The sequence below is a fragment of the Brevibacillus sp. AG genome, from assembly GCF_028369215.1.
In the GTDB taxonomy this organism is placed as follows: domain Bacteria; phylum Bacillota; class Bacilli; order Brevibacillales; family Brevibacillaceae; genus Brevibacillus; species Brevibacillus porteri.
This window is the reverse complement of record NZ_JAQMYO010000001.1, coordinates 1,082,110-1,107,978: the sequence shown is the minus strand read 5'-3', so window position 1 is coordinate 1,107,978 and position 25,869 is coordinate 1,082,110. Positions and strand designations below refer to the sequence as shown.

Annotated in this window: 27 protein-coding genes and 1 pseudogene; 22 read left to right on the top strand and 6 right to left on the bottom strand. The window is 46.2% G+C overall.

Going from position 1 to position 25,869, the window contains the following annotated elements:
* Positions 1 to 17: 17 nt before the first annotated feature.
* The 17 genes and pseudogenes from POF51_RS05065 (at position 18) to POF51_RS04985 (ending at position 16,531) form a co-directional block, all read left to right on the top strand.
* Positions 18 to 2,465, top strand: coding sequence for a bifunctional diguanylate cyclase/phosphodiesterase (locus POF51_RS05065; protein WP_069844578.1), 2,448 nt, complete (start codon positions 18 to 20; stop codon positions 2,463 to 2,465).
* A gap of 43 nt (positions 2,466 to 2,508) precedes the next feature.
* Entirely contained in the window at positions 2,509 to 4,959 is a 2,451-nt protein-coding gene (locus POF51_RS05060; protein WP_069844579.1) for a bifunctional diguanylate cyclase/phosphodiesterase, read from the top strand.
* Between the two features lie 142 nt (positions 4,960 to 5,101).
* Positions 5,102 to 5,304: pseudogene (copZ, locus tag POF51_RS05055) on the top strand (copper chaperone CopZ).
* A 102-nt stretch (positions 5,305 to 5,406) separates the two neighbouring features.
* Positions 5,407 to 6,033: a nitrite and sulphite reductase 4Fe-4S domain protein gene (locus POF51_RS05050; RefSeq protein ID WP_017247942.1), complete on the top strand. Its 627-nt coding sequence runs from the start codon at positions 5,407 to 5,409 to the stop codon at positions 6,031 to 6,033.
* Positions 6,034 to 6,124: 91 nt separating this feature from the next.
* Positions 6,125 to 6,448: a metal-sensitive transcriptional regulator gene (locus tag POF51_RS05045; RefSeq protein WP_016739861.1), complete on the top strand. Its 324-nt coding sequence runs from the start codon at positions 6,125 to 6,127 to the stop codon at positions 6,446 to 6,448.
* A gap of 128 nt (positions 6,449 to 6,576) precedes the next feature.
* A complete protein-coding gene (locus POF51_RS05040; protein WP_069844580.1) occupies positions 6,577 to 7,323 on the top strand; it encodes a PIG-L deacetylase family protein in 747 nt (248 codons plus the stop codon).
* 14 nt (positions 7,324 to 7,337) lie between these two features.
* Positions 7,338 to 9,113, top strand: a complete 1,776-nt coding sequence (locus POF51_RS05035) for an ABC transporter substrate-binding protein (RefSeq protein WP_069844581.1) — start codon at positions 7,338 to 7,340, stop codon at positions 9,111 to 9,113.
* A 93-nt stretch (positions 9,114 to 9,206) separates the two neighbouring features.
* Positions 9,207 to 10,184, top strand: coding sequence for an ABC transporter permease (locus tag POF51_RS05030; protein WP_069844582.1), 978 nt, complete (start codon positions 9,207 to 9,209; stop codon positions 10,182 to 10,184).
* Positions 10,177 to 11,031, top strand: a complete 855-nt coding sequence (locus POF51_RS05025) for an ABC transporter permease (protein ID WP_069844583.1) — start codon at positions 10,177 to 10,179, stop codon at positions 11,029 to 11,031. The genes POF51_RS05030 and POF51_RS05025 overlap by 8 nt, the downstream gene beginning before the upstream one ends.
* Positions 11,032 to 11,037: 6 nt before the next feature.
* Positions 11,038 to 11,994, top strand: coding sequence for an ABC transporter ATP-binding protein (locus tag POF51_RS05020; RefSeq protein ID WP_069844584.1), 957 nt, complete (start codon positions 11,038 to 11,040; stop codon positions 11,992 to 11,994).
* A gap of 3 nt (positions 11,995 to 11,997) precedes the next feature.
* Entirely contained in the window at positions 11,998 to 13,044 is a 1,047-nt protein-coding gene (locus POF51_RS05015) for an ABC transporter ATP-binding protein (RefSeq protein ID WP_069844585.1), read from the top strand.
* 122 nt (positions 13,045 to 13,166) lie between these two features.
* Positions 13,167 to 14,039 carry a cupredoxin domain-containing protein gene (locus POF51_RS05010; RefSeq protein WP_069845446.1) on the top strand — a complete coding sequence of 291 codons (873 nt, stop codon included), beginning with the start codon at positions 13,167 to 13,169 and terminating at the stop codon, positions 14,037 to 14,039.
* 101 nt (positions 14,040 to 14,140) lie between these two features.
* Positions 14,141 to 14,890 (top strand): cytochrome c biogenesis CcdA family protein, encoded by a 750-nt coding sequence (locus tag POF51_RS05005; RefSeq protein WP_069844586.1) that lies wholly within the window; start codon positions 14,141 to 14,143, stop codon positions 14,888 to 14,890.
* Between the two features lie 38 nt (positions 14,891 to 14,928).
* Positions 14,929 to 15,441 (top strand): rhodanese-like domain-containing protein, encoded by a 513-nt coding sequence (locus tag POF51_RS05000; RefSeq protein ID WP_244521658.1) that lies wholly within the window; start codon positions 14,929 to 14,931, stop codon positions 15,439 to 15,441.
* Positions 15,442 to 15,443: 2 nt separating this feature from the next.
* Positions 15,444 to 15,671 carry a spore coat associated protein CotJA gene (locus POF51_RS04995; protein ID WP_271754138.1) on the top strand — a complete coding sequence of 76 codons (228 nt, stop codon included), beginning with the start codon at positions 15,444 to 15,446 and terminating at the stop codon, positions 15,669 to 15,671.
* Positions 15,668 to 15,940, top strand: a complete 273-nt coding sequence (locus tag POF51_RS04990; RefSeq protein WP_007725800.1) for a spore coat protein CotJB — start codon at positions 15,668 to 15,670, stop codon at positions 15,938 to 15,940. The genes POF51_RS04995 and POF51_RS04990 overlap by 4 nt, the downstream gene beginning before the upstream one ends.
* A gap of 21 nt (positions 15,941 to 15,961) precedes the next feature.
* On the top strand, positions 15,962 to 16,531 hold the full coding sequence (locus POF51_RS04985; RefSeq protein WP_069844588.1) for a manganese catalase family protein: 570 nt from the start codon (positions 15,962 to 15,964) through the stop codon (positions 16,529 to 16,531).
* Positions 16,532 to 16,602: 71 nt separating this feature from the next.
* Here the strand turns inward: POF51_RS04985 and lepB are convergent, their stop codons facing one another.
* Both lepB and POF51_RS04975 read right to left on the bottom strand, forming a co-directional pair.
* A complete protein-coding gene (lepB, locus tag POF51_RS04980) occupies positions 16,603 to 17,103 on the bottom strand; it encodes a signal peptidase I (protein WP_271754134.1) in 501 nt (166 codons plus the stop codon).
* A gap of 416 nt (positions 17,104 to 17,519) precedes the next feature.
* Positions 17,520 to 19,187, bottom strand: coding sequence for a ribonuclease J (locus tag POF51_RS04975; RefSeq protein WP_069844589.1), 1,668 nt, complete (start codon positions 19,185 to 19,187; stop codon positions 17,520 to 17,522).
* 164 nt (positions 19,188 to 19,351) lie between these two features.
* Here POF51_RS04975 and POF51_RS04970 point away from each other — a divergent pair, with 164 nt between their 5' ends.
* Entirely contained in the window at positions 19,352 to 19,771 is a 420-nt protein-coding gene (locus POF51_RS04970) for a hypothetical protein (protein WP_069844590.1), read from the top strand.
* An 89-nt stretch (positions 19,772 to 19,860) separates the two neighbouring features.
* Here the strand turns inward: POF51_RS04970 and POF51_RS04965 are convergent, their stop codons facing one another.
* Positions 19,861 to 20,301, bottom strand: coding sequence for a protease complex subunit PrcB family protein (locus POF51_RS04965; protein ID WP_069844591.1), 441 nt, complete (start codon positions 20,299 to 20,301; stop codon positions 19,861 to 19,863).
* Positions 20,302 to 20,361: 60 nt separating this feature from the next.
* Here POF51_RS04965 and POF51_RS04960 point away from each other — a divergent pair, with 60 nt between their 5' ends.
* Entirely contained in the window at positions 20,362 to 22,257 is a 1,896-nt protein-coding gene (locus POF51_RS04960) for a hypothetical protein (protein WP_069844592.1), read from the top strand.
* Between the two features lie 70 nt (positions 22,258 to 22,327).
* Positions 22,328 to 22,783, top strand: a complete 456-nt coding sequence (locus POF51_RS04955) for a YlbF family regulator (RefSeq protein ID WP_017247958.1) — start codon at positions 22,328 to 22,330, stop codon at positions 22,781 to 22,783.
* A gap of 1 nt (position 22,784) precedes the next feature.
* Here POF51_RS04955 and POF51_RS04950 read toward each other — a convergent pair whose 3' ends face one another.
* Positions 22,785 to 23,114, bottom strand: coding sequence for a hypothetical protein (locus POF51_RS04950; protein WP_069844593.1), 330 nt, complete (start codon positions 23,112 to 23,114; stop codon positions 22,785 to 22,787).
* A 76-nt stretch (positions 23,115 to 23,190) separates the two neighbouring features.
* On the opposite strand from POF51_RS04950, the gene POF51_RS04945 reads away from it, so the two are divergent.
* Together POF51_RS04945 and POF51_RS04940 are read left to right on the top strand one after the other, a co-directional pair.
* Complete coding sequence (locus POF51_RS04945; protein ID WP_007725782.1) at positions 23,191 to 23,535, top strand: YlbG family protein; 345 nt, start codon at positions 23,191 to 23,193, stop codon at positions 23,533 to 23,535.
* A 144-nt stretch (positions 23,536 to 23,679) separates the two neighbouring features.
* The gene (locus tag POF51_RS04940) at positions 23,680 to 24,444 is read left to right on the top strand and encodes a LamB/YcsF family protein (protein WP_017247960.1); all 765 of its coding nucleotides are present in this window, start codon (positions 23,680 to 23,682) and stop codon (positions 24,442 to 24,444) included.
* A gap of 28 nt (positions 24,445 to 24,472) precedes the next feature.
* On the opposite strand, the gene POF51_RS04935 is transcribed toward POF51_RS04940, so the two are convergent.
* On the bottom strand, positions 24,473 to 25,138 hold the full coding sequence (locus POF51_RS04935) for an ABC transporter ATP-binding protein (RefSeq protein WP_271754125.1): 666 nt from the start codon (positions 25,136 to 25,138) through the stop codon (positions 24,473 to 24,475).
* Between the two features lie 16 nt (positions 25,139 to 25,154).
* A complete protein-coding gene (gene modB, locus POF51_RS04930; protein WP_017247962.1) occupies positions 25,155 to 25,841 on the bottom strand; it encodes a molybdate ABC transporter permease subunit in 687 nt (228 codons plus the stop codon).
* Between the last annotated feature and the right edge of the window lie 28 nt (positions 25,842 to 25,869).

Here is a 25,869-nt window from a genome sequence, read left to right as displayed (position 1 = left end):
ACAGGCGGGGGTGCCATGTGTTTAATCAAATCAGAGATGTAAAGTATGCATTATCTGCATTGGAAGAGTCATCTGTTATTTCGATCACAGATGAAAAAGGAATCATCACCTACGTCAATCACAACTTCTGCGAAATATCCAAGTTCAGTAGAGAGGAATTAATCGGAGAAAACCATAACATCGTCGATTCCGGTTTCCATCCGCGAGACTATTTTAAATCTCTATGGGATACCATCAGCCGAGGAAAAGTATGGAAAGGCGAGATGAAAAATCGGGCAAAGGACGGTACGGAATATTGGCTTAGCATGACGCTAGTGCCGTTCATGAACGACAGTGGATTCCTTTATCAGTACGTGGCAATCGGGACGGACATCACGAAACGCAAGCAGATGGAAGAGTCTCTATCAAAGACGATGAAGGACTTGCACGATATCAAAAATGCACTGGATGAATCTTCGATTGTAGCGATTACAGACGACAAAGGCGTCATTACCTATGTAAATGACAAGTTTTGTGAAATCTCCAGATACGAAGTGGATGAATTAGTTGGAAATACACATCGGGTCATTAACTCTCGCTATCATTCCAAGTCGTTTTTTAAATTGATGTGGGAAACGATCAAGCAAGGACGTGTTTGGAAGGGCGAAGTGAAGAATCGCGCCAAAAACGGCAATGAATACTGGATGAATACGACCATCGTGCCATTTCTAGACGACCGGGGAGTTCCGTATCAATATGTTTCGATCCGTACGGATATTACCGACCGCATTGAAGCAGAGGCAGCTTTGGCAGAAGCATTGCAGAACGATTTTCGCAGGACGGTCCAAAACTTGCAAAACTGTGTGTTCAAGATCGTGACAGATCCGAAAGGGAACATCACCTATACCTTGTGTGAAGGGAAAATGGCGGAAGAGCTCGGGCTAACTTCTGAGAGGATGCTGAGAAAAACGTCGTATGAAATCTTTCCTTATGAGGTAGCAGAGCATATGGAAAGCTATTTTCGCAGAGCGTTTGCTGGCGAGCCCGTTACCTTCGAACTGAAACTATCCGGAAATGATTATTACATTACGTTGTCACCTATTGAGGAAAATGGGGAGATCGTGGAGATGGTAGGCTCCATGATTGACATCACCGAGAGAAAAAAGGCGGAAGAAACGATTCGCTACATGGCCCATTACGATTCCTTAACCAATCTGCCTAATCGAACGCTTTTTCATGAAAAGCTGGCAGAGGCGATGCTCAAAGCAAAACAAAAAGAAGAGAAAATCGGCGTCATGTTCATCGATTTGGATCGATTTAAAAACATCAATGATACGCTGGGTCACTCCATAGGGGATGTCCTTTTACAAGCAGTAGCCAATCGTCTCATCGGGTGTTTGCGAAAAGGGGATTCTGTTTCTCGACTCGGCGGAGATGAGTTCGCCATCTTTCTCACAGATGTCACACACAAAGAAGTTGGTGAAATTGCGCAGCGAATCATCACGAGCATGTCCGAATCGATTACGTTAGACCATATCGAAATCTTTATCACACCAAGTATCGGCATCAGCATGTATCCGGAAGATGGAGACGATATTGAAGCGCTATTGAAGCATGCGGACGCTGCCATGTATTTGGCAAAAGAGCAAGGGAAAAACAATTATCAATTTTTCTCGGAGGAGCTACATCAGATTTTAGCCAAAAAGCTACAGCTTGAAAGAGAGCTGCGAAAAGCTTTGGATGAGAAACAATTTACGCTGCACTACCAACCGAAGATTCATTTACAGACGGGCCAGATTATCGGTATGGAGGCGTTGATTCGTTGGGAACATCCAGACCTTGGTCTCATTCCACCTATTCAATTTATCCCGATCGCAGAAGAAACAGGCTTAATCGTACCGCTTGGAGAATGGGTAATGCGAACGGCATGCCAACAGATAAAAGTATGGCAGGAAACAGGCTTTACTCAACTGGCGGTTGCGGTGAATATATCCTTACGCCAATTTATGCAAAACAATCTCATTGAGATGATTACCTCGATCCTTGAAGAGACGGGCTTATCTCCGCAATACTTAGAGCTGGAAATCACGGAAAGCATGGCGCTAAATGTAGACTATACAATTCGGATTTTGAATCGTTTGAAAGGTCTCGGGATTAGCATCAGTATCGATGATTTCGGGACGGGCTACAGTTCATTGAGCTATCTAAGTCAATTTCCGATCGATCGGCTAAAAATCGACCAATCCTTTGTCCGGAATTTGAATCCACGGAATCAAGCGATTATTAAAACGATCATCGATATGGCACACAACATGAAAATTGCTGTTATTGCAGAGGGTGTAGAAACACAAGAACATGTTGATTTTCTAAAGGAACAAATGTGCAATGAAGTCCAAGGGTACTTCTACAGTAAACCGCTGCCCACGAAAGAAATCGATTCCTTCTTGCAGGTAAATCGTTATGGTGAATCAGGCAGCATGGTTTAGATGAGACCATCGAGATTTTACAAAAGGAAGGCGGTGAAGGAGCTTGGATCATCAGATACATGGGACGTACGACAGTTTCCTTGTGATACTCTCTTATTTAATCGCGGTTGCAGCTTCTTTTTCTGCTCTCAACCTGGCAGCCAGAGTGAGTACAAGTAAGGGGAAGCATCAGCTACTCTGGTTGATTTTTGGTGCCACAACGATGGGGCTCGGAATATGGTCCATGCATTTTGTCGGAATGCTGGCACTTACCCTCCCAATTATGGTTCTTTATGACATGGAGTATGTCATCCTATCTGTCATTCTTGCCATTTTTGTCTCGAGCATAGCCTTGTTTACCGTCACGAAAAGCAACCTCAATGCGAGACAGCTAGGTATCGCGGGAATTCTAATGGCTGCTGGAATATCTGGGATGCACTACGTGGGAATGGCCGCGATGATTATCGAAATTACATACGATATGTGGATCGTTATTTTATCCATTATCATTGCAGCGACTGCTTCGGCAGCGGCACTTTGGCTCTTGTTTTACTTTCGCCGTGATCAATCGAAATACGCATATTTATACAAATTGGGCAGCTCACTCATTATGGGAGCTGCAATCGCGGGTATGCATTACACCGGGATGGTTGCAGCGCATTTCTACGTAACGGAAGTGCCGACAACCGAGATAGAAACGCAGATCGAACCGGAGACCTTGGCCTATATCATTGTCTTGGCCACCTTTTTACTGATGGGCATTACATTGTTCGGCTTGTTTATTAACAAGCGACTCTCGCAAAAAGATACGGTCATTCAGGAAAGTGAAAGCTGGTATCGTTCCCTTTATAAAAATAATGAGTACGGCATTATTTCCTTAGATACAGGTGGATGTATTATCCAAATGAACCCAGCTGTCACGAAGATTGGTGGACTGCGGGAGGAAGAATTCATCCATCAACATGTATCGAAAATTGGCATGCATATAGTTGAGGAGAAAAGGGACATCACCAAAGATTCTTTTGCCCAGTCTTTTCAGCCCAATCGTAATAATTTTGAGACGGCCATCTTTCATCCGAACGGAAATCGCGTAGAGCTGAGTGTACTCAATGTCCCGGTTGAAATTGAGGGAGAAGTTGTTGGGAATCACATCATTGTGAAGGATATTACCGAAGAGAATCGCGTGAAAGAAAAAATCAGGTATTTGGCTTATCACGATGAGCTGACCGACTTACCGAATCGAAGAAAGTTTAATCAAGTCCTCCATCAATCTATTGAAAAAAGCAGCCAAGATTCAACCAGCTTTGCTGTCATGGTTCTCGACATCGATCGTTTCAAAATGATCAATGATTCCTTGGGTCACTCCTACGGCGATATCTTTTTGCAGGGGGTCAGCGACAGAATCGTAAAGAGTGCGGAAGGGTACCATGCAACAATTGCTCGTATGGGTGGAGATGAATTTACCATCCTCTGCAAAACACGAGCGGACCGTAGGGAAGCGGCGAGTTTAGCGGATAAGATCATTGAAGCGTTGAAACAGCCATTCTCGCTAAAAGACAGTGAATTTTACATATCAGCAAGTATTGGAACAGCGATATTCCCAGACCACGGAACGGATGCTGTCGCGCTGCTCAAAAAAGCGGATACGGCCATGTACGAGGTGAAAAAACAGGGGAAAAATGGTCACCTGTTCTATACGCCCGAGTTTGATGTGCAATTGCTGGAAAATATTGAGATAGAAAGTGATCTCAGAAAAGCAATTGAACGTAATGAGCTGGTAGTGTACTACCAACCTCAATTTCATGCGGAAAGTAACCGCATGATCGGAGTAGAGGCGCTCGTCAGGTGGAATCATCCGACCAAAGGGATGCTTTCACCAGGAGTGTTTATCCCTATTGCGGAAGAGACAGGGCTGATCTATGAGATTGGTACGTGGGTGCTTCGCGAAGCGTGCAGACAAATGAAGCAGTGGCATGATGGAGGGGGACCATTGATACCGGTCTCCGTCAATTTGTCCTCCCATCAATTCCACCAACGGAACCTAGTCCAGTACATCAAAAATATCCTTGAGGAAACTAAGCTTGGACCACACTTTTTGGAACTGGAAATCACAGAGAGCATGATGATGGACCCGGCAGTATCGATCAGTATCCTGCATGAGTTAAACAAAATTGGAACAAGAATTAGCTTGGATGATTTTGGAACCGGTTACAGCTCTTTGAGCTATTTGAAAAAGTTCCCGATCCACAAACTAAAGATTGACCGCTCCTTCATAACAGACCTGTCTCGAAATGATAACGATAAAGCCATTGTGGCCACTATTATTTCGATGGCGAAGCATCTGAAATTGGATGTAATTGCAGAAGGCATTGAAACGAAGGATCAGTTAGATATTTTGACAGAAAATCATTGCAAGGAAATACAAGGGTACTATTACAGTCGTCCATTATCCGCGAATGAGGTGGAGCAAGTGTTTTTTGTTCCCACCAGAAACCATCTCAGCCAAGAAGCGTAAGGAAAAACTCCCCGTCTTTTATAGATGGGGAGCTTTTTTGTAGGTACACAGCAGGAAATGTAAAATTGGGTATTGTATACCCTACAGGGGTATTGTAAAATGAAATCAAATAAAGCTTCCCAAAAACAAAGGAGGATGTAAGATGAATGTTACTTTGAACGTACAAGGAATGTCCTGCAATCACTGCGTCATCTCCATAGAAGGTGCTCTTCAAAAAGTGACGGGGTTAGCAAAGCAACGGTAAGCCTTGCTGACAATCAGGTAAGTGTGACTTTTGATGAATCCGTTGTTTCGCTGGAAAATGTGAAAGAGACCATTGAAGATCAAGGATACGATGTCGTTTAAGCAAAGGTTGAGGGAAAGGCTGTGATTATAAAATTGCAGCCTTTCATAAAGTCTTTAGTTGACTGAATGTTACAAATTCAAATAGTGTAGGAGGAATGCCTTTTGAAGCGTGTACAGTTTGCCGTAAGTCCAGAAATTCGTGTCGGCGGTTCTGTGTTTACACCAACAGATATGGTGGCGATCGGTCAAATCGTTGGCGAGGATGCACAAATTGAACTTTCAATCTTTCAGCAGCTTATTGTCGAGATGAATGAAGAGAAGGCTGACGATGCCAAAAAAGCGCTGCGTGAAAAAGGCTTATGCGTGTACGAAACGGGCTCTGTTGTGAAGAATTTGTCTGTCTGTTCTTTTTGCAAAGGAGCAGAGATTGAAGGGCTAGAGGCAGCGAGAAATTTGAATGATACGATTGCAGGGATGGCCGTTCCTTTTACGATGAGAGTCGGTTATACGGGTTGCCCGAATGCCTGTGGAGAGCCGTTGGTAAAAGATATTGGGATCGTCAAGCGAAAAGAAACCTTTGAAATCTACGTCGGAGGTCAATCGAAAACAATGGAGGCCAAAACAGCCGAGCTCCTGGTCGAGCAGGTAAAGGAAGAACAATTATCCTCCATCGTTCAAAGCATGATTACCTTGTATCAGACGCAAGGGAAAAAGAGAGAGAAGTTTTTCAAGTTTGTTGAGCGATATGGATTGGAAAATGTCCGAAAAGAATTGGGACTGTCTTCCTGATGGATATGTGAACATGGAACTTGCTACGTTTTGAAAATTTAGATTATAATCGAAGCGTATGTTTGCTAGGATGATTAGAGGAGGAATCTCATTGTCAAGTGCAGAATTGAACGTTGTACAGTCTTGTCATACATCTGATCGAAACAGTCATCATTCAGAAAAAACCAAGCAAAACTTGCAGGCGCGACTCAATCGGATTGAGGGACAGATTCGCGGGATTAAAGGCATGGTGGAGAAGGATGCTTACTGTGATGATGTCTTGAATCAAATTGCTGCGGTACAATCTGCCTTAAATTCAGTGGGACGTATCCTTTTGGAAGGGCATATGAAATCCTGTGTGATTGAACGCATCCAAGAAGGGGACAGCGCAGTCATTGACGAGCTGTTAACCACGATGAATAAGCTGATGAAATAAAAAGCTTCAGAAATGAAGCTTTTTTATTATTGCGAAATATAGGTTAGTGGGGTATAGTATTTTAAAGTCAGAATATTTTCATAATACAGAAAATATCAATCAAACAGGATGATAAGGGAGATGAAAAAATGGGCAAGAAAATGTTGCTGTTAGGTGTGTACGGCATGGAAGTGGTGGAGTGTGGCGGTGCTCTTGCCATTAACGTGAACAATGGAGGGGAATCGTACGCCTCGATCATGCTGTCTAGCGAAAAATCACGCCCGCAGGTTACAGAGGCGGCAGCGGTATTGGGGGTTCAGATGTATTTTCCCGGTTTTCAATCCGGTTATGTAGATGTCAGTCCGGAGTCCAAGAAAAAGCTCGTACGGATTATCCGAGAAGTGAAGCCAGATATTATCATTACGCAGGACCCGGAGCATTCCTTTCACGACTTAGACCCAGACCGTAGACAAGCCATGATTTTGATTTTGGAAAGTATCGCATTGGCCAGCCGGGAGTTTGCTTTAGATGAACTGCCTGGCTTGGAAGCTCACCCGATCCCGACGATCTATTACATGACTCCGCATCATCCCAACTGTGTCGTTGATATTTCGTTGGTGTGGGAACAAAAAAATCGAGCGATGGATGTCTTGCACAGTCAGATGGAGTTCAGTGGCCGACATTTTGAAGAAGCAGTCGATGCGAAGGCAATGGAGGCTATCGTCCCTGGGTTTACCGCGTTACCCTCTGACTACGAAAAGGGAAGAGCCGTGCACAAGGTACTCGATCAAGCCATTCATGTGTATCACGGTTTGGCAACGCATGGTCATTTTGCATTAGCAGAAGCATATAAACGTGATGGGAACTTCCATTTGAAAGAACTGATTAACTACTAGGAGAGAGATGTCGGATGAAGCATAATCGAATCGGGATCATATGGCTGCTCATCGCTCTGTTTTCCACATTGTTCGTTGTTCCGGCTGGTGCCGAGAATCACAGGGAGGTGAAGCTTGGGATCACACAGGATGAACGCTCCTTGAATCTGTACACATACAATACCGGTTTTCCTGGACTCGAGCTGGTCAATCTTCTCTACGACCCGCTATTTATCCTCGATAAAGGCAACAAACCGATTCCTTGGCTGGTTAAAGAATTCACGGTATCCGAAGACGGCAAGCAATACAAAATGAACTTGCATGACCAAATCTTGTGGCAGGATGGAAAGCCTTTGACCTCAGAGGATGTGAAATTCACCTACGAATACCTGTTGAAATATAAAAAATCCCGCTTTACAACCCCAGCTGCACTCGTGAAAACCATTCAAACACCCGACCCAACCACTGTGATCATGGAGCTTGAGAGGCCTGAACCAGATTTCTTCATTCAACCTCTCGCTGATTTGCCGATTCTTCCGAAACATATTTGGAGCTCTGTGACTGATCCTGATAACTTTAACAATTCCTTGGGGAGCGGTCCTTTCATTTTAGAGGATTACAAAAAGGATCAATTTTATAAGCTGAAAGCGAACCCGCAGTACTTTAAAGGAAAACCGGAAATCGATACGTTAGTCATCCCCATCATCGCAGAAGCTAACGCCATGTTTACAGCATTAAAGGCAGGGCAGCTGGATGTCATCAGTCGCAGAGTCCAGCCGGAACTCGTCAAAGAGTTTGAAAGCAATCCGTCTATTAAAGTGGAAAGAGGCCCCGGTTTTGCTACAACGTTTCTCCAATTCAACGCTGAAAAGTTCCCGATGTCCGATCAAAAATTTCGTCAAGCGATAAGTCTTGCTATCGATCCGCAATACTTGGTAGATACGGTATTGCTCGGTTTTGGCACAAAAGGAAGTCCCGGCTTTATTCATCCAGCTACTTCTTCTTACAACAAGGCAGTCGTACATAAGACCGATGTCGAACAAGCCAAATCCATTCTTGAACAAGCAGGGTATAAAGATACGGACAATGACGGCCTACGAGAGGCGCCAGATGGCAACAAGCTCGAACTCGTCAATCTGGTCCAATCAAACAATCCTTCTAGCATACGCTCTGCCGAAATCATTGCGGGATGGATGAAAACCATCGGGATTGATATGAAAGTTCGACCGATGGACCCCGATACCGTGATTAGTCTTGTCTGGCCCGAATATGATGTCACCAAAGGCCGGAATTATGACATGACGATGTTTGGCTGGTCGACTACGATGCAGCTGTTCCCTGCCAGATTGATTGATTTGTTCCACTCCGATCTAGCTGGCAAAGGGGGAACCAATATTGGCGGATTCAAAAGTGCAGCGTTTGACAAGCTGGCTGAGCAGCTCGATGAGACATTGGAACCGGAAAAACGCCAACAGATTATCAATCAGATGCAAGAGCAGGTAGCCAAAGATTATCCGATCGTCCCCTTGTACTATGCAGAGGAAATTAGTGCGTACAATCCCGCTAAATACGATGGGTGGGTATTCCAGGATGGGAAAGGCATCATCAACAAGCTCTCCTTTGTTTCCAATGGCGAAAAAGCCGCTGTGACAACGGAACAGCCAGCAGCAACACCTGCAAGCACGCAAGAACAGGCGAATGCGAATACAGGAAAAGGCACGACCTCGATCGTGACCATTCTCATCATGATCGTCGTCGTAGCGGGTGGATTGTACTTGCTCAGTAGAAGAAAAACGAACAACGAACGGTAAGCATGTTGACAGCTTCCCCTGCAATCATGCTCCACCAGGTTATTGCGGGGGAACCATTTGTTCCTGTTGATTATCGAAAGAAGAGGTGTACTCATGACCCGATTTCTAACAGGCAAGGTCACTCAATATATTTTCGTTATTTTTATTATGCTGACATTGAACTTCCTCCTCCCTCGTTTGATGCCAGGGAGTCCCCTCGCGTATATAGCTGGAGAAGACATCATGCTCATGACGACGGAAGAGAAGGAGGCCATATTAGAGGCACACGGATTAAATCAATCACTTTTGGAGCAATACTTCATCTATTTGGGGAATATAGCGACGATGGATTTCGGCTATTCCTACCAACAAAAGATGCCAATAACGCAGTTGATTTCGGAGCGGTTGCCGTGGACGCTACTGTTAACTGGATTGAATTTAGCGATTTCTACCTTGTTAGGCGTCATTTTTGGGACGATATCTGCTTGGAAGTGGGGAAAAAGAAGCGATGTTAGTCTCTTGACGATTTTCATGTTTTTAAGCGCGATGCCGTCCTTCTGGCTGGGCATGATTCTGGTAGCGATTTTCGCCGCACAATGGGGTCTGCTTCCTATCTTTGGGGCACAGACGGCATGGAGCAATTTGACTGGCTTAGATCGAGTTACCGACATTGCCCATCATCTCGTTTTACCGCTAGTGACACTCGTATTGATCACCGTTACGACAACCTATATGACGATGCGCTATTCGATGCTGAACGTGCTGGGCGAGGACTACATTATGATGGCCAGAGCCAAAGGCGTTAAAGAAAAAATGATCAAATACCGTCATGCCATGCGGAATGCGTTACTCCCGGTAGCTACGGTATTCATGCTCAGTCTCGGTAATATTTTTGGCGGAGCAACGGTGATTGAAACCGTTTTTGCTTACCCAGGCATCGGCAGGCTGATGTTTGAGGCCGTCTTAAGCAGGGACTATCCGGTGATACAGGCTGCATTTCTTATCATTACGCTGAGCGTAGTCATCGCCAACTTCCTAGCGGACATCTTATACCCGATTCTCGATCCAAAGGTGGGAAGGAACAATGGATAAAGGCAAATGGCTGCAGTACTGGACCATTTTTCAGTCTAGCCGACTTGGGGCGATTGGTACCATCATTCTTCTTTTGTTTGTCATTGTTGCGCTAGCGGCACCACTCCTAGCACCTTTTGACCCAGACGAACGTGTAGCTGCGCCATTTCTTCCGCCAGGCGGAGATTATGTGCTCGGAACCAATGACGTTGGACAAGACATCTTTAGCGAGCTCCTATACGGCTCGCGCATTTCGTTGACGATCGGTATTTTAGCTGCGTTGTTTTCTATTTTGCTTGGTTCTCTTGTGGGGATCGTTGCTGGTTACTTCGGGGGGAAAATCGATTCTGCTTTCATGAGACTGGTAGATTTGGTACTCGTTGTGCCTTTTTTGCCATTGATGATTTTGCTCGCCGCGTTTATCGGTCCGAGCTTTTGGAATCTCATTTTCGTCATTACCGTATTGACCTGGGCATCTCCTGCTAGGGTGGTTCGCTCACAGGTCCTTACGATAAAAACGAAAGGGTTCGTGGAGGCCGCGCGATCAATTGGCAGCAGCGTTCCTACCGTGATGTTCCGTCATATTTTGCCGGGAGTCGTACCGATCGCCTTATCGCAATTCATCATGGCGGCAAGCAATGCCATCTTGTTGGAGGCTTCCCTCAGTTTTCTAGGGCTGGGCGACCCTTTGAATAAAAGCTGGGGGACGACCCTGTATTATGCACAGGCGCGAAGTGCTTTCCTGACAGATGCATGGCTATGGTGGATCTTGCCGCCGGGTGTGTTAATTACAGCGTTGGTCATCGGGTTTGCTTTTGCTGGCTACTCGCTGGAACAAATCTTTAATCCCCGGCTGCGGAAAGGGTGAATAGCCATGAATAAAGTTCTCGTCGTCGAAAATTTGCACACACACTTTTTTACGGCAAATGGTGTAGTAGAAGCGGTTGAGAATGTCAGCTTTCACCTAGAAAAGGGGGAAATGCTCGGACTGATTGGAGAGTCTGGCTGCGGGAAGTCCACCGTGATTCAGTCCATTCTGCGCTTGCTCGAATACCCGGGGAAGGTCATAAGCGGGAAGGCCATGCTGGGTGGAGTCGACTTGTTGCAGGCGCCAGCAGAGCAGATCGAAAAGCTCCGCTGGAAATCGATTTCTGTTATTCCCCAAAGCGCGATGAATGCCTTGAATCCTGTATTTACGGTTGGGGATCAAATCGTGGAAGCGATTTTGTTACATGAAAAAATAACGATGGGTGAAGCGATCCGACGAACAGAACAGCTATTGGAAAGGGTCGGGATTCCGAAGCAGAGGCGCAAGTCGTACCCACATGAATTCAGCGGAGGAATGAAACAGCGTGTAGCCATAGCGATGGCGCTAGCCTGTAATCCGCAGGTCGTCATCTCAGATGAATCGACGACCGGACTGGATGTGTTGACCCAAGCGCAAGTCATCGCGATATTGAAAGATCTGCAACGATCTATGGACTTATCCATTATCCTTATCTCTCACGACCTGCCGATGGTGACAGCTATTTGTGAAAGGATTGCCATTATGTATGCGGGCAAGATTGTGGAATGTGGGACAACGGAACAATTGATTACGAACCCAAGGCACCCGTACTCACAAGGTTTGCTCGCTGCCACTCCCGATATAAATGACCCCGAGAAAGAATGTCGTTCGATTCCGGGGACAGTGCCGCTACTCATAAACCCGCCAATAGGGTGCAGATTTCATACGAGATGCCAGCATGTGCAAGACAAATGCATGGTAGAGTCTCCACCATTAAGAGAAGTGCATGAAGGGCATTTTGTATCCTGTTTTGTAGGAGGGTAAGACATGACCGATCCGCAAAAGTCGCAATCCAATAATGATTTGGTGAGGGTGCAAAATTTGGTCAAACGCTTTGAAAAGAAGCAGGGAGCGTTTTTTCGCAGCAAAAAGACGACGGTCTATGCCGTAAACAATGTGAATTTCTCTATCAAAAAGGGGGAGATTCTCGGGATCATTGGGGAGAGCGGTTGCGGGAAAACAACGACTGCTCGAATGATTATGCGGCTTACAAAAGAATCATCCGGTCAAATTCTTTTTAATGGGCAAGACTTGTGCCGATTAGGAGACCGGGCAGTGAGGGGAATTCGGCAAGAGATGCAAATGATTTTTCAGGACCCGTACGATTCATTGAATCCGGGAATGACGATTCTTGAAATCTTAATGGAGCCGCTCCATGCCCATCAAATAGCGAGTACCTTTGAAAAGAAGAGGGACCAAGTGCTTCAAATTCTCAACCATATCGAGCTAAGACCTGCCGAAAGCTTTCTGCAGCGATATCCGCATCAGCTAAGCGGGGGACAGCGGCAAAGAATTGCAATCGCTCGAGCGCTCATTTTAAAACCAAAGTTCGTTGCGGCTGATGAGCCGACCTCCATGTTGGATGTGTCGGTCAGAATGGGCGTTTTGCAGCTATTAAAATCATTGAAAGAAGAAATGGGTCTGACGATGTTGTTTATTACCCATGACCTGTCGACGGCTGCATACATGTGTGATCGGATAGCTGTCATGTATCAAGGGAATATCGTCGAGATCGGACCGACCCATGAGGTTCTGTATCATCCCTCTCACCCTTACACACGCGCACTCGTAGCCGTGGTATCTGATCTCAATCATTTTCTCAAACACAGGCAAGAGCTGATTTTAGATGGGGAAGTACAGAATGAAGGAATCCAACGAGGATGTCCTTTTCTTGCCCGCTGCCCCCATCAGGTTGACCACTGCCGGAATATGAAACCTATGCTAGAGCGAATCTCATCCGACCACTATGTTTCATGTATCCATCATCAGGGGGAATTTGAGAGCGCAAAGGCTGCCAATCGGTATGCGAACTAGAAAAGGTGTGAGCCCTCTCGACAGTAGTCAGAGGGTTTTCTTGTTCGTTTTGTCCTATTTTGTTGACGTAGGACATACTTTACAATGTGGAGAATATACTCGGGGGTGGTATCTTGAACGCGGTGTATCAGGTCCTGATCTATGTCGGTTTCGCTTACGTTTGCTTTACATGGTTTATATGGCGACGAAAGCAGGGAATCGATCATATGCAAGGCATGATGAGCACGATGTCTGTCAGTATGATGATTGGGTTGATCGGTGGGTTGATCCTCGGCGATGTTTACAGGGGAGACCTTTATGTATCCACCATGTGGGGAATGCTGGCTGGTGGACTGTCTGGTTTTCTGCTAGGAGTTCCTTTGTCGATCCTGAGTATTGTAGAAGGAATTTTATCGGGTGTCATGGGCGGGATGATGGGCGCCATGCTAGGAGAGATGGTTCCCAGTGAAAAAGTAGAGCCTCTTCTGTTTGTTTTCGTCATGCTCTATACGGTATGTATGCTGCTCGTAGCCAAGCTGATTGATTTCAATAAAAAAGAAACGAAGTGGTCCTCCTTTTTTCATCATCCAAGCACTCCAGCTGTGTTGCTGCTTGCCGTCTTCTTCTGGTTTCAATCATTACCGTTTCCATCCCCGGCTCTTTATGCAGGCGATCGCGCGACAGAAATCACCCTCACAGCCGTCGACTTTTCGTATAAACCGAACCAATTTACCGTGAAAAAAGATACGGAGATCAAAGTCGTCTTTCAAAATGATGGCAATGTAGAGCACGATATCGAGGTTGTGTCTCATGGAAAAATCGTTACGATTTCAGAATCAAGCAGCGAACATCATCATGGAGCAATGGCTGAAGGTGTGGTTCATTTGCACGCCAAACCAGGAGAGTCTGTTGAAACCGTGTGGAAGGCATTGGAGGAAGGAACCTATGAATTTTATTGTACGATCCCTGGACACAAAGAAAGCGGCATGATAGGACGCTTGCAAGTGACTGGATGAAGCAAAGGAGAGGCGAATCATGCCTTTCTTTTTTTCTTCATCGTTTCCTCACAACTTTTCTGTAAAATAAACGAAAAGGAAGACCCACTCGGAGGAGAAGCATGGATTGGTATTCGTACTTGTATCAATATGGAGCATGGATGAGCAAGCCCTTTTCCGATTTGTATTACGGAATGGGCGAACAAGCACCGTTGATTGGAGCGTTGTTGCTCGGGATCGTTGGCGCATTTGCACCGTGCCAGTTATCGGGGAATGTGGCTGCTTTTACTGTGTTCGGGAAGAATGTCGTCGTCAGAGGTGGCTTTCGTAGTCATGTCTGGATGTTCATCCTTGGCAAAGCAGTCGTGTATTCCACTTTGGGAGCAATCGTATTTGCGTTCGGTGAACAACTCTCTACACAAGCGATTCCTTTGTTTCAGTGGGCGAGAAAGTTACTGGCTCCGTTGTTTATTTTGATTGGATTGTTCTTAATCGGATGGATTCGACTGCCATTTCTACATACGCAATCATTTGAGGAAAAAATCAAGCGTTTTTCGGAGCGATTTGAGGGAAAGACACAATCCTTTTGGCTTGGCGTTGCCTTTTCTCTCGGGTTTTGTCCGACGATGTTTTGGCTCTATTTTGGACTGACGATGCCTTTGATGTTCACGAGCTCGTTCGGCCCGATCATTCCCACTGTATTTGCACTTGGCACGGCGCTTCCATTGCTCATCGTATTACTGCTGCTTGCCGTCGCAAGTGATAGCCCTTCTCTCATGAACAAAACGAGGAAATGGGGTACGGTCACGCAAAAATTGGCTGGAATCGTGTTTGTCCTGCTCGGTATTTCGGACTTTATGGCATTTTGGTAAGGGTGAAAGACAAGATAGAAATCGAAGAGGTGGATAGGATGAAAAAGAGATGGATAGTGAGCGCTCTGTTGGTGGTTCTCGCTACTATAGCCCTCGTATTTGGGAATACCAAACCATCTTTGCAAGTCATTGATTCAGGACAGTTGTCGCAATGGATGACGGATGAACAAGAGATGGTGATTGTGGATCTGCGCGAGCCCGAATTATTTGAAGAGGGAAGAGTCCCCAATGCCATCAATATTCCTTTTGCAGAAATCAATGAGAAGTTTACCAGTATCCCCACAGACAAAAAAGTCGTCTTCGTCTGCCATACCGGAAGGATGGGAGTGGAGAGCGGAAACCTCCTGCTAGAAAATGGCTACAAAGATGTTGTGAATCTGGACGGTGGCATGGCTAGGTGGACTGGGACAGGTGGAATCGTAGATGTAAACCGCTTTCCTTATATGGAGGAGAGCGGTTTCGTCGTTTTGGGGGATCAATCACGCCTACTGGGTGGGCTGCATAGTGTAGTCATGAAGGAACAGACATTGCAAGCTGGAGGAGGATTTTGACATTGCATTCGCAAACACGCGACTATTATCCGTACGTGGGTCCCTATGATCCTTGTCAGCCGATTCGGGTGAAGACGTACCAGGTACCCCCTCAGCTGTTCATGACGTTTCAGCCGGAGAACTTGCCACAGTACAGCCCGATGGAAGCGTTGAGATTAGGTACGTTATGGCCGGCACTTTTTAGCCCCTATGATCCCAGACTGAGTCATTTGGGGAGGGGGCACTCATGACAGCTGAAAATAGATTTGGCGATGAACAATATTACGCATTGCTTGAACAGCTGCAAGCGATCGACTTTGTACTGGTTGAGCTCAGTCTTTATTTAGATACGCATCCAACCGATCAAAATGCGCTTCAGCAGTTTAATGATTTAACAGAGCAACGCTGGGTTTTGGCAAACGAATATGAGAAATTGTACGGGCCTTTGCAAAATCTTGGTCGCAGCTATTCAGGGTATCCGTGGCAGTGGAATGATGATCCATGGCCTTGGCAAGTTTAGAAGAGAGGGATAACGAAACCGATGTGGATCTATGAAAAAAAACTGCAGTATCCGGTTCGTGTCAGTAAGTGCGATGTAAGAATGGCGAAGTATTTGATTGAGCAATACGGAGGGGCGGATGGAGAGTTGGCAGCCGCTCTTCGCTATATGAACCAACGGTATACGATCCCAAATAAAGTGGTCGGATTATTAACAGATATCGCTACCGAAGAGTTTGCGCATCTCGAAATGATTGCCACGATGGTGTATAAGCTGACCAAAGACGCGACTGTCGAAGAGTTGAAGGAAGCGGGACTGGGTGACCATTACGCCAATCATGATCGGGCGCTCTTTTACAACAATGCCAGCGGTGTGCCGTGGACGGCAGCCTATATTGCTGCCAAGGGCGATCCAATAGCGGACCTTTACGAGGATATCGCGGCCGAAGAAAAAGCCCGCGCGACGTATCAATGGCTGATTGACATGACCGATGATGTTGATTTGCAGGACAGCTTGAAGTTTTTGCGGGAGCGGGAAATCGTTCACTCTATGCGTTTTCGCGAGGCTGTAGAGATTTTGAAGGAAGAGCGGGATTCGAAGAAGATATTTTGAGAGTGAAAGAAAAATATTTCGGGAGTTAAAAATCCACGCTCTTTAAACGGAGCGTGGAAAAATAAAACGAATTAATGTGAGGGTAACTTGTTAAGCATCTTGCCTACTATTTGATTGACATGAATCGGACCGATCATTCTACTATCTAAACTATTCAAACGATTATCACCTATAACGAATATTGTATCTTGGGGGATAGTTATAGGCCCAAAATCCTCAGTCAGATAGAGATTTTCTTTTTTGGCTACATTTTTAGCGGCAGCTAAGTATGGTTCGTCGACTGCTTTGTTATTGATGTAGAGAATATCATCTTTATATTCAAGTGTTTCTCCCGGTAACGCAATAACCCTTTTCACGTATTGTCGATCTTTCTCGGCTTGGAAAATAACAATATCCCCACGTTGCATAGGATGGGAGTCATAGTAGGTTTTATCAGCAACAAATCGATCGTTGCTGTTCAAGGTAGGGGCCATACTCTCACCTTCAGAAACAAAGATACTTGTGGATTGGTCAGGCTGGATAGAAGAAAGACTTGCGAAAATGAAAGATAGCATAAGGAAGAGCGTTTTCATTCGTATCACCTAATCGTCTAGTTTTTTCTAATTTTATATAGTCTACTTCGAAATGAAAAGCCCGCAACCGTATATATGTTAGGCAATAATACCATAGGGCAATCTCAAAAGTGGGAGCGAAGATGAGCATACGACTGTCATTCCTACCGAAGATTGACTGAAAAGAGACGCAGTGAAGAGTCGAGGAAGCCACTCCATCGTATGATTCGAGTTTTCATGGACAAACAACAGGATTATGGCAGAATCGGGGCAGATTGGAACTGATATGATGATCGTGTAAACACTTGAACCGAAGCAAAGAAAATAAAAAAGATCGAAAGAAGGCACGTAAAAAATCGAAGCATTTTCACCATTTCAAATCACCCCAAGATTGTAATCTCATGATAGAAAAGCCCTCCAGAAAGAAGGCTTTTCCCTCACACATCCATAATAATCGGCAGGATCATGGGTCTGCGCTTTGTTTTGGCATATACGAATTTCCCAATCGATTCCCGCATTCCTTGCTTCAAGCGGTTCCACTGACTCACATTCGCTTCCTGCAGATTGGTGATCACCTCGGATGCAATGCGAGTGGCTTCTTCCAAGAGACCCTCTGATTCCGGTGCATAGATGAAACCGCGGGAAATAAGGTCAGGACCCGACAAAATCTTGCCGTCGGTTTTACTGCGCGTCACAACGATCACGAGAATGCCATCTTCCGAAAGATGCTTGCGATCCCGTAATATCCCATTTCCTACATCACCGATTCCCAAACCATCCACCAAGGTATTTCCGGCAGGGATTTTTCTTTCCTGTACAGCTACACCATCCTGAATATCCACGACATCTCCGTTATTTACAATGAAAATGGACTCGAAATCAACGCCGACGGATTCAGCCAACAGACGATGTTGATGGAGCATCCGATACTCACCATGAATGGGGATGAAGTATTTTGGCTTCATGAGAGTGAGCATGAGCTTCAACTCTTCTTGGAAGCCATGTCCGGACACATGCATGCCTGTCCCAGAGCCATAAATTACGTTGGCGCCCATAATAAACAAGTTATCGACGATGCGCGCTACATTCCGTTCGTTTCCTGGAATGGGGGAAGAAGAGAGGATGATGGTATCGCCGCGTTCTACTTTAACGTGCCGATACCCGGAGGTCGACAATCGGGATAAGGCTGCCATCGGTTCGCCTTGGCTTCCCGTGCATAGGACAGCGACACGGCCTGGATCGAGCTCGCTCACTTCTTCTATTTCCACCAACATGTCTTCTGGTATATGTAAATAGCCTTGTTCCGATGCGATTTTGACCACATTGACCATACTTCGGCCCAGCAAAGCTAGCTTTCGATTCGTCGCTTCTACCGCATCAATGACTTGTTGCAGGCGGTATACATTGGAAGCGAACGTCGAGACAAATATTTTCTGCCGTGCCTTACTGAATGCTTCTAACAGACGATCGCCCACGTTCTTTTCTGATGGAGTGAAGCCTGGGCGCTCCGCATTGGTACTTTCCGACAACAAGGCTAATACACCTTTCTGACCGATTTCGGCCATTCTGTGCAAATCGGGGGATTGCTTATGCACCGGCGTTAAATCAAATTTAAAATCGCCCGTATGCACAATAGAGCCTGCTTTTGTCTCAAATACAACACCCAAGCAATCAGGAATGCTATGGTTCGTCTGAAAAAAGCTGATCGTGAGCGAGCCTAATGAAATAGTAGAGAGACGATCGATGGAGATAAGGGTGGACTGATGAAGCAAATCATGCTCCTTCAGCTTCAATTCGATAAGTCCTAACGTTAAGCGGGTACCGTAAACAGGGACGTTCAATTGTTTTAAAAAATAGGGAATGCCTCCGATGTGATCCTCATGACCATGCGTGACAATCAAGGCTCGGACTTTTTCTTGATTTTCCAGCAAATAACTAATGTCCGGTATGATCAGATCAATTCCTAAATAACTCTCATCCGGGAACTTCGAGCCACAATCAATGAGGACGATTTCATCCCCGCATTGAATCCCGTACATGTTTTTGCCGATTTCATATACTCCTCCTAAAGCAAAAATAGAAAGAGTTTCATTCCATGCATTCATACGCAGTCACTGACCTCCCCAAAGCATCTTGTGGTTACTTTTACCTATTAGAATGCTGAGTATGTATGGATAGCAGGTTAGATCCTGCAGCAAAAAAGGATGAATGAACCAATCAGGAGTCGGGCACACTGGGGTAAGACTCATTTTGGAAGGGAGCAGCTCCGGTGAAAACCAAACGATTTCTTTTCCGCTTGTTTCTATTGATTGCCATTGCGGCTGGTGTGGAGTGGTTTGTGTACGCGAACCAACAAGCGCAAACCGAAGTGGTAGCAGACGAGTCGCACGCTCATCATGCAGCGCCGACACTCGCTGTGACGCATACCCTTGAGAAAGATGATTTGCAACTCAAATTGGCCGTTACGAACTTCTCTTTTTCCCTCGAAAACATGGGGAAAGAAAACAAGCACGGGGAAGGTCATGTTCATCTGTACCTCGACGGTAAAAAGATCGCCAAAGTATTTGAGCCTAACTATGTCATGAAGGATATCCCGGCTGGGAAGCATGAGGTCAAGGTAGAATTGGCCCATAATAACCACGAGTCGTATGGTGTTGCAGAGAGCTTTTCCATTGAGGTAAAGCCCTAAATAAGCAAGGGTAACTGTTGGGAAAAGGAAAAAAGCCGACTTCGATACGCCTTGTGGCATTCGAACTGTCGGCTTTTTTCGTGGATAGACTAGCGCATATGCACACTGACTTTTGCTTGTTGGTCTGGCAGGGCAATCACCAACGTCGGATAGCTGATGACTTGTGTTTTCATCGAACCTGCAGCTGGTGCTTGTACCCGCACGTGTACGGCAAAGGCATGAGGGCCAGTCCGCTTGACTTGGTCCGCCACTAAACGATATCCTCCTGTAGGGCGCTGTCCTGCACCCACGACTACATAGGATTTTCCATTGGCACGAACAATAGTGTGTCCGCCATTTTTTCGAACTTTCGTCAAAGCTTCCTGCACAGCCGGCGGATAGGGAGCTGCAACGGCCTCGTAAGCAGCATCTGCTTGTACAGCCTCTTTCGCCACAGGCTCAGATACGGTAGGATGTTGAGGTGACAAGACTTGTGTACCCGTTACTGCCAAGGTTGCTGTTAAGAGTAAACTAGGAAATACATGCAACATCAAGATCCCTCCAATTGGTAAAGTAATGAATCGAACATCATATAGACTGAGGTGACAGGCGTGCGTGTGAAGGATTCGCTGGAATACCTGTCCGAATCAACGCGACAAGCGATTCTACATGAACAGACCAAACGATATCAGATTGCCGAAGAGCAAGAATTAACAGCGAGATTGTTGGACCCCGCTTTTATTGGGCAAGTATGGGAACAGGCAGATGAGCTGGAACGAGCCGTTATCTGGCTTTTCGTAACCAAAGCGACGAGAGGTTTTTTTAGCAAACGAGCTTGGGAACGCGAAACGGCAAAAGAGCACAGACATCTGTCAGTCGGCTTGACGAAATTGCGACGGCTTGGACTGATCTTGACTGTACGGAAAATGTGGAGTGAGATCGGCTATTTGATGCCACAAGAGGTTCGAGAACAGTTGACGAATCAAATGCTGCCGGAAGCCTCTCAGGCTTTTGTTTCTCTTTCAAAAACGCTCCCTTATTATATATCAGCAGGCAGAGGGATACAGCTGGATCTTTTTGGGCTTTTGTTGTTTATTCGAGATAACCAAATTCCCATTACGCAAAAAGGAAGCATTCATCGCAGGATGTCGCAAAAAATGCTGCCGCTGCTCTCGTTTACAGACGAGCATGTAAAAGGAATCGTGATTCCACCGCTCGATCAGGAACAAAGAGAGGGCTTATCCTTGACCGTTGTCCTTGATATTGCGCTCAGACTGGGCTTGGTGCATAGGGAAGAGCGAGAACTCGTACTCGATCTCAATCGAACGAAGCAATGGCTACATCAACTGCCGCTCGTACGTTGGGAAGAGATGTACCAACTCGTCATGGAACAATTTTTGCCGCATGGCGACTGGTGGGAATTTTTCATTCAATTGATGAGACAGGTTCCTGTCGAGCAGTGGTGTTCCATCCATGAGCAATTGCGCATGCTAAGCGAAGCAGGATTCCCTTTACCCGACAATGCAAAGGAGCTCATTGTGGAGCAATGGATGCATGTACTGTTAGGGCTGGGATGGATTCAGCTTGGGATGGACGAGGAGCGAGGGATTTTTTGGCGTTGGAGCAGCTTGCCGCGATTATCGTCGGAGGAAGGCTGGTTTGTGGACCCCACAGGTGCCATTACCATCCCTCCACTTGTTCCATTGCTGGATGTATGGGAGATCAGCCGATTTTGCCAGCTCCAATTTGATGGGCAATTGATTCGGGGAGAATTGCAAGCAAGGCTGTTGCAATCGTATTTGGCTCAAGGAGGGACGGAGGAGCAAGTCATCGAAAAGCTCCGCGCCTCCTGTGTTCATCCGTTGCCCGAGAGCTTGATTGAGGTTGTGAGCCAATGGGCGAGAACAGCAAGGCAGATTCAAATGGAGCCGTACTTCCTCGTGCGGACAGCACATGCTGGATTTCTGGAGGAATGGCGCGAAATTCCTGACTTTCACCCATTTCTTACCCAAGTGATATCGCCGAATGCGTTTTTGATTCCACACTCGCAGGAAAAAGAACTAATCCGTTTACTACGTCACTTCGGTTATGAGCCACAAGTGCTGTCACATGTTGCTAGCGCAAGCAAAGAGCTCCAGCCGCATCAAAATAGTCAAGCGGGGAATAAAGGCTTGCTTCTCATTGAACGGCCTTGGGACGGTTATGCTATTGAAAACACGTTCCCTGAGCAAAATGAGCAAATCGCCGCACTACCAAAAATGTGGACGAAGCATTTCCAATCGTATCATCCACAGTCCATGCGGGATTTGTTTAAGCGCGCAATAGAACTGAAGCTGGAAGTCGAGATCCAGCAAAGCGGCAAAGAAAAGCTGCGAGGGCTGCCGACAGAAGTACGCCTGGAAATGGGGTACTGGATGGTTACGATTGCCGGACAGGGCGGCAAACAGTGCTACCGTCTCGACAACATTGAGCGAGTGCGCATTGTCGTGCCCGAATATCTGTACTAAGGGTGTGCATCGTGATACAATCAGGAATGACGTAAAGTTTTCACTTTACGGCGAAAGGAGGTCTCGCTTTATGGAAACATTGGAAGCTGTGGATATGACACAGTTGATCATGGAGTCTCATGAGCTGTCCACGATGATTAACCACTCGCGCGAGGTCTCAGATTATCTGGAGGCCAAACGCCAAATGGAAGCAGATGAGGAAGTGCAACGTCTGCTCGTCGTGTTCGAGGCTAAGAAGGAACAGTACGAAGATGTGCAACGGTTCGGGAAGTATCACCCGGATTACAATCATATATCCAAAGAAGTACGGGAACTGAAGCGCAACATTGAACTGAGGGATTCCGTACAGGCATTCAAGCGAGCAGAGGATGCTCTGGATGAGCTCTTGTATCAGGTGAGTAGAACTATTGCTCATTCCGTCTCGGAAACGATAAAGGTACCGAGTAACAATCCATTTTTAGAGGCGCAGGGCAGTGGTTGCGGGACAGGTGGAAGCTGCGGCTGCAGTGTGAAAAAGCCATCGTAATTCACGCTGTTCCCGATTCATTTTGGCGCAGCAGAAAACAGTCTTCACAAAGATTGCCACAGCAAAACTGCTTTTCGTCAGGTACGCGAAAGCGGAAGCGATACACATGCTGCGCGTCATCAGAGCGCACGTAAATGCATTCTGGCTTTAATTTGGTATCAGTGGTCAGGCGCTCTCCTGTTTCCATGAGCTGCTTTGTCAGCATAGGAGCAGGGAGCGTACTGCATACATAGAAAAAGAGCTGGCCTGCATATGTTCGCCAACTGCTATGGGTCACGATTTTTTCGCGGTGAAGCGCTTCCTCGAATTGATGATAAAACGTAGCCAGCATAGGACCACGATTCCTTTCTGTAATAAGCTTTCACCAGTAAGTATACCACGATTGGGAAGGAGACCGACGGCAAAACATGAGAGAGCGACGTCTGGGGGTCGCCGTGTGGGTGAAAAACACGCGTGCCGCCAAAAATTTACGCAAATTTGGCACCATTCATTACATCTCCAAACGCTTAAATTACGTTTCGATGTATGTGGATGCCAATTTGTTGGATGAAACGATTCGCATTATGGAAAAGCTGCACTTCGTAACAAAAATTGAACGCTCCCATCGCCATGAGATTCCGGTAGAGTACAACAATGCCAGACCGGATAAGGCAAAGGAATACGATTATAAACAAGAGAAGAACCAGGTAATGGCACTAGCAGAGACCTTACAGACAGAAGAAAGCAGCCAAGCAACCGTTGGTTCGACATAAGTTGTTCATAAGCTGCCAATTTTCGGCAGCTTTTTCGCTTTTGTTAAACGGGCGTACATGGTATGCTAAAGTGGAAGAAAACGAGAAGCCACGCGAATGAATGCGTTTTCAAGAGATAGATTAGCGAAAGAAAGGTGAGCATACATGATTCATCTGGATATTAACTGCGATATGGCAGAGGGCTTCAGCAGAGGTCGACAATCTGAGGATTTGGGGATTATGAAATGGATCACCTCCGTTAATATTGCTTGCGGATTGCATGCAGGGGATCCGCATATTATTTGCAGAACAATCGAAGCTGCACTCAAGCATGATGTGAAAATCGGGGCACATCCCGGATATGCAGATATTCAAGGCTTCGGACGTCGTTCGATGAACTTGTCTGTCAATGAAGTGTATGAGCTGGTGCTGTATCAAATTGCAGCCTTGGCTGGGACTACAAAAGCACTCGGTGGGGAGCTGCACCATGTGAAATTGCATGGCGCGTTGTATAACGAAGCAGCTGAACGCCCAGAGCTCGCCGAAGCGGTTGTCCAAGCCATTGCGGATATTGATGAGGAATTGATCCTCTATGCGTTGTCTGGCAGTAAGCTAGTAGAGGCAGGCTTGGAACACGGCCTTCAAGTGGCAGAGGAAGTATTTGCAGAGCGGGCTTATTTGCCGAATGGTCGATTGGCCCCGCGTGAGTTGGAAGGAAGCGTGCTGATCAGCAAGGAAGAACGCATGGAGCAGACACGTCAGCTCGTTTTAAAACAAAGAGTAATGACGGTCAATGGCGAGCACATTGACTTGGCGGCCGATACCCTTTGTGTCCATCACGAGAGCCATGACGTACTGCAATTCCTTGTCGAAGTACATAAGTGGGCAAAGCAAAACGATGTGAAAATTGAACCAATCACAGCTCGATAGTAAAAAGCCATCCAGCAATGCCATCCCATTATCGGGAAATGGACGTTGCTGAATGGCTTTTTTCATGTTTCCGTTCTTTGATTGTGCCGTTATCAATCAGGAAAATGACATCTGCGAGCTTCTCGGCTTCTTCATGATCATGGGTGACCAGTAGAAACGGGATGTTCCACATAGCGTGAAGGCGAAGCAACTCATCCTGGCATTGTTTACGCGTATCCGCATCCAGCGCAGATAAAGGCTCATCAAGGAGCAGAATGTCTGGTTCAGTAGCAAGTGCACGTACGAGTGCCACCCGTTGTTTTTGTCCTCCGGATAATTGGTGAGGATATTTTTGCAGCAGATGATCGATTCCCACTGTGGACAACAATGGAGCCAAATTTAGCTCATGCTCTTTTTTCAAGCCGTATCGAACATTTTGCTCGACTGTCATGTGAGGGAACAGCGCATAATCTTGAAATAAATACCCGATGTTGCGTTTTTGTACGGGAAGCGGCTTCTGTCCTTCGCGATAAAAGACGTTCTCGTTTAATTGGATCACGCCGGTATCGGGATGAACCAGACCTGCAATACTGTTCAATATCGTTGTTTTGCCAGAGCCGGATGGTCCGAACAGCACGACAATTTCCTTCTGCACCGAAAAGGACACATCCAAAATAAAATCAGGCAAACGCTTCTGTATGTTGACAAAGAGCATTTACCATTCACCTGCCTTACTTTTGATTGGCGTACCTGCGCACGTTTCGACGACTCCACCAATTCAGCCAGAGAGTCGTACCCATACCTAAGGAAACAATAATGATGACCCAAAACAATGCCTTATCCATTTGACCAGCCTCTACAGCAAAATAAATGGCGACGGGAATCGTATCGGTTTTCCCAGGGATGTAGCCTGCGAGCATCAGCGTAGCACCAAACTCCCCTAAACCACGGGCAAAAGAAAGAACAAACCCAGCCAACAGGCCAGGCCAAGCCAACGGAAAGGTAACGGTCCAGAATAATCGCCATTCAGAAGCGCCCATCGTGCGTGCTGCATTCTCCAAACGTTGATCTACTCCTGTAAAGGCAGCGACTGCACTCTGATACATCAATGGAAAAGAAACGACAATCGAGGCAATGACGGCTCCTGTCAGCGTAAAGACGACGGTAATATTGAACCATTCATGCAGTAACTGGCCGAGAAAGCCGTTTTTTCCGAAAAGCATCAACAAGCCGAAGCCAACAACAGTGGGAGGGAGAACAAGCGGAAGCAAAAAGAAGGACTCCAGCACATTCTTCCCCCAAAAATCCTTTTGTGTCATCCACCTAGCAAAAACCATCCCAAGGACAAATACAAAGGAGGTGGAGAGCGCAGCTACTTTAAGGGAAAGCATCAAAGGAGTAAGATTCGTTTCGATCACGCTTGCCACCTCCAATTTCGATTCGGTT